Annotated in this window: 3 protein-coding genes; 1 reads left to right on the top strand and 2 read right to left on the bottom strand. The window is 73.5% G+C overall.

Annotation, left to right across the window (positions count from 1 at the left end):
* Positions 1–85: 85 nt before the first annotated feature.
* Positions 86–691, bottom strand: coding sequence for a TetR/AcrR family transcriptional regulator (locus ACIQOV_RS29150; RefSeq protein ID WP_359912705.1), 606 nt, complete (start codon positions 689–691; stop codon positions 86–88).
* Between the two features lie 403 nt (positions 692–1,094).
* Between ACIQOV_RS29150 and ACIQOV_RS29145 the strand changes: the two genes are divergently transcribed.
* Positions 1,095–2,642: an MFS transporter gene (locus ACIQOV_RS29145; protein ID WP_380633448.1), complete on the top strand. Its 1,548-nt coding sequence runs from the start codon at positions 1,095–1,097 to the stop codon at positions 2,640–2,642.
* Between the two features lie 203 nt (positions 2,643–2,845).
* On the opposite strand, the gene ACIQOV_RS29140 is transcribed toward ACIQOV_RS29145, so the two are convergent.
* The coding region (locus ACIQOV_RS29140) for a DUF4153 domain-containing protein (protein ID WP_401053538.1) at positions 2,846–4,444 on the bottom strand (1,599 nt) is incomplete at its 5' end.

The following is a 4,444-nucleotide window of genomic DNA, read 5'->3' as shown; positions in this document are numbered from 1 at the left end:
CCCGCCGCCGGAGCCACCGGGCTCCGGGCCCGCCCGGCCTCCCCTCACCCGCACCCAGGCTCTCCTCGGGCGCCGCCCGGCCGCCTCAGGCCCGGATCATCGGCTCCAGCACCTCGTCCACCAACCGACCGGCGAAGCCCGGCCCCATGTTCTCCAGCCCGCGGATCTTGACCTGGTAGAGCAGTACCGCCGGGATGACGTCCGCCACCAGGGGGGTGGCCGCGCCGGGCCGGACGTCGCCGCGCTCGGCGCCGCGTCGCAGGATCTCCAGGATGGTCCGCGCGGTCGGCTCGATGACCCGGTCGGTGACGAAGGCCTTGAAGACCTCGGCCCGCTCGTGGTCGATCTCGCCCATCAGGGCATTGAGCGCGGAGCCCACCCGGGAGGTCATCGCCTTCGTGAACCCCTCGACGAGCCGGTGGAGTTCGTCCCGTGCGGACCCGAGGTCGGGGGTGTCGTAAGGGCGTGGGAGAGTGGCGTCCAGGGCGTCGAGAACGAGTTCGTCCTTGGACGCCCAGCGCCGGTAGAGCGCGGCCTTCCCGGTCCGCGCCGCACTGGCGACCCCTTCCATGGTCAGCCGCGCGTATCCGCCGGAGGTGAGCTGGTCGAGCGCGGCCTCGAAGATCGCCGCCTCCAGTTCCTTCCCCCGGCGCCGCGCCGGCCGCCTCAGTGCCTGGTGGGCGGCCCGCACCGGACAGAAGGCCGGGTCCGCGCCCGGCCTGCCGCCCGGCTCCGCGCCGGCTCCGACGCCCTGCCCCGTGACCGCCGCCCCGGCGTCCGCCTCCGCAGGCCGAAGAGTCGCCTCCCCCGACGCCGGGTCCGCCTGGCCGGCCGAGTCCGCCGGCCCTCCCGGAGAACCCCCCGGGGCACCTCCCCGCGACCGACCGGACCGGTCCGCCACCAGGCGCCGCACCAACCGCTCCATCGCCACCATCCTTAAGGAACGCTTGCGTTCACAATCACGGCCAGGATATCGTCCCGATTAGTGAACGATCCCGTTCCTTCCCGGCCCGCGCAAGGGCGCGCGGCCGCACCCGGACCGGCGACTCCGCCGAACCGCACCACCGAGCACACAGCCAGCAGGGGGCACATTCGTGGCCATCTCCGACACGCTCAGCAAGAACTCGCCACCGCGGACGAGCCAGGGGCGGGGCAAGGGCATCACCCTGACCGTCATCGCGGCCACCCAGCTCATGGTGGTCCTCGACGCGACCATCGTGAACATCGCGCTTCCGCACATCAAGGACGCCCTGGGCTTCTCCACCACCGACCTGTCGTGGGTCATCAACGCCTACACCCTGACCTTCGGCGGGCTGCTGCTGCTCGGCGGTCGCGCGGGCGACATCCTCGGCCGCCGCCGGGTGTTCATCTTCGGCACTCTGCTGTTCGGCCTGGCCTCGCTGCTCGGTGGTTTCGCGCAGGACAGCACTCTGCTGCTGGCCGCCCGCGCGCTCCAGGGCATCGGTGGCGCGATCTGTTCCCCGACCGCCTTCGCCCTGATCGCGACCAACTTCGACGAGGGGCCGGAACGCAACCGCGCGTTCGGCGTGTTCTCGGCGGTCGCCGGTTCGGGCGCCGCGATCGGCCTGCTGGCCGGCGGTCTGCTCACCGAGTACCTGAACTGGCGCTGGGTGTTCTTCGTCAACGTGCCGATCGCGATCCTGATCGCGATAGCCGCGCCGCGCTACATCGCCGAGTCCGAGCGCCACCCGGGCCGCTTCGACCTGCCCGGCGCGCTCACCTCGACACTCGGCCTGGTCGGCCTGGTCTACGGATTCATCCGGGCCGCCTCGGACGGCTGGTCGGACGGCATCACGCTCGGCTCCTTCGCGGCCGGCGCGATCCTGCTCGCGGCCTTCCTCGTGGTGGAGAGCCGCACCGACCAGCCGATCACCCCGATGCACCTGTTCGCCGACCGGAACCGCACCGGCGGCCTGGTGATGATGCTCTGCCTGGCCGCGGCCATGTTCGGCATCTTCTTCTACGTCGTGCTGTTCGTGCAGGGTCCGCTCGGCTACAGCCCGCTGAAGGCCGGCGTCTCCTTCCTCCCGATCAGCGTCGCGATCATCATCGCCGCGCAGATCGCCTCCAACCTCCAGGCCAAGTACGGCCCGAAGCCCTTCATGGCGGGCGGCGCGCTGCTGGTCACCGTCGGGCTCAGCTGGCTGACCCAGATGAGCAAGGACAGCGGCTACCTGGACGGGGTGCTCGGCCCCACGGTGGTGTTCGGCTTCGGCATGGGTCTGATCTTCGTCCCGGTGATGCTGCTCTCCGTCGCCGGTGTTCCGGGCGAGGAGACCGGCGCCGCCTCCGGCCTCCTCAACTCGATGCAGCAGATCGGCGGTTCGCTCGGCCTGTCGATCCTGACCACGGTCTTCGCGCACTACGCCACGGCGGAGGCCACCGCGCAGCTGCCGAAGTTCATGGAGAGCGCGACGCCGGAGCAGTTGGCCTACCTCCAGCAGCACCACGAGTTCCCGCCGGGCACGGACGCCGCCAACACCGTGCTCACCCAGGGCATTTCGCACGGCTTCATCGTGGGCGCCGCGCTCGCGGCCGTCGCCCTGCTCGTCGCGGTCTTCGCGATCAAGGCCAAGGCCAGCGACCTGCCGAGCGGCTCCTCCGCCGTCGCGATGCACTGACACCGTCACGGCGCTCCGACACCGTCACGGCAGTCCGACGCCGTCACGATGCGGCGACACCGCGGCCCGCGGCCGCGACACCGCGACACCGCGCGACAAGCCACAACCAGGCGCAACAAGCCGCCGCAAGACGCAGGGCCGGCCGGGAGCAGCACGCTCCCGACCGGCCCTGCCGCCGTCCACGGGCCCCCGCCCCGGTCGTCCTACCTGTCCTCGTACGCCAGCCTCGCCCAGTCGCAGGCCGTGCGGCCGGGCGCCGTCGAGTCCATCAGCGGCCGCTCCGCCAGGATCTCCCGGGCCCGGGCGGCCGCCAGGTTGGTCGCGTACCAGGGCTTCGACGCTCCGCCCACGCCCTGACCGATCAGCTGCAGCGCACAGCTCCGCTGCGGCTCGGGGAGCCGGTCCAGGGCGGGCACCGCGTCCGCCGCGAGCCGGCGGACGTTGCGCAGGTCGATCGCCGCGGTGTGCGGGTCGGTCCGCAGCGCCCGCTCGTACCGGGTGACGTTCTGCTCGGCGACGATCGCGTCCGGGCCCATCAGGCCGTAGACCGCGACGGTGAGCATCCCGCTGAGGACGACGACGCGCGGCAGCCAGCCGGTGCGGCGGGTCAGCCCAGCCGCGATCAGCAACAGGAAGACGGCGCCCAGCCAGACCTCGACCACCAGCACCCAGAGCCGCAGCCGGGTGAGCCCGGAGGCGTCCACGTAGAACCACATCCGGCCGAGCGCCGAGGCGACCACGGCCAGCGCCAGCAGGCAGAGCAGCCCGAGCAGGATCCGCGCCATCCGGCGGTCGGCCGCGGTGCTGCGCGGCGCCCACCGCTTGGCGACCGCCACCACGACCAGCGTGAGCACGGTGATCACGCTCAGCTGCCAGAAGCCCTGCCGGGCGTACGCGGAGCGGCTCATCCCGGTGTTGCTCAGCACGGCGTCCGCACCGCCGAGCACCACCACGGCCTGGATCACGGCGAAGACGCCGAACATCAGGTTGAGCGCGACCAGCGGCAGCGCCCACTCCAGCCGGCGCCGCTCCCGGCCCGGCCGGATCACCGTGCGGTCCCAGCGGCGCGGGCCGGCGGCCATGTGCGCGAAGCCCAGCGCGGTCGCCGACCCGAGCACGAACAACACGCCGCGCCCCGGGAGTTGGTCGAGGTCGAGGTCCGGGCTGAGGCTGCCCAGCAGGTCCGCCATGGCGGCGTCGGCGCTGGCGAACAGCAGGCCGAAGACGGTCAGCAGGCCGGCGGCGACCGCGAGCGCCTTGAGCACCGGGACGATCCGGCCGCGGCCGGGCAGGTTCCGCCGGTCCACGCTCTCCCAGACCCAGACCACCGAGGGCACCAGCTGCCACAGGATGCCGGGCAGCGGGAACAGCACACCCGCCCAGCGGCGGCCGCCGTGCAGGGCCAGTGAGGCCAGCGCGAGCGCGCCGACGGTGGCCAGCGCCCCGGGCCAGGAGGCGTCCCAGCAGGCCGGAACGGCGAGCAGGGCGAGGGCGAGCAGGCTCCACGCCGCCGTCCAGGGCCGGATCCGGCGACCGGCCGCCCGGGCGGTGACCCCTGCCCCGACGGCGACGGCGGCGCCGAGCACCAGCAGGTTGGGCCCCAGGCCGTCGAAGAGCAGCCAGGCCGTCAGCAGGCCGGTGAGCAGGGCCGCCAGGGCGACCCCGGGCGTGGCCGCCGCCCGGCGTTCGGGGTCGCTCCGGCGCAGCCACGCACCGGTCGAGGGCACGGGCGCGCCGGGAACCCGGCCCGGGCCCGGCCGCCCTTGCCGGACCTGCGGCCCCTGCGGTCCCTGCGGTCCCTG

Source organism: Kitasatospora sp. NPDC091257, from assembly GCF_044757675.1.
In the GTDB taxonomy this organism is placed as follows: Bacteria; Actinomycetota; Actinomycetes; order Streptomycetales; family Streptomycetaceae; genus Kitasatospora; species Kitasatospora lactacystinica.
The sequence above is the reverse complement of the archived record's forward strand: the minus strand, read 5'-3'. Positions and strand labels throughout refer to the sequence as shown.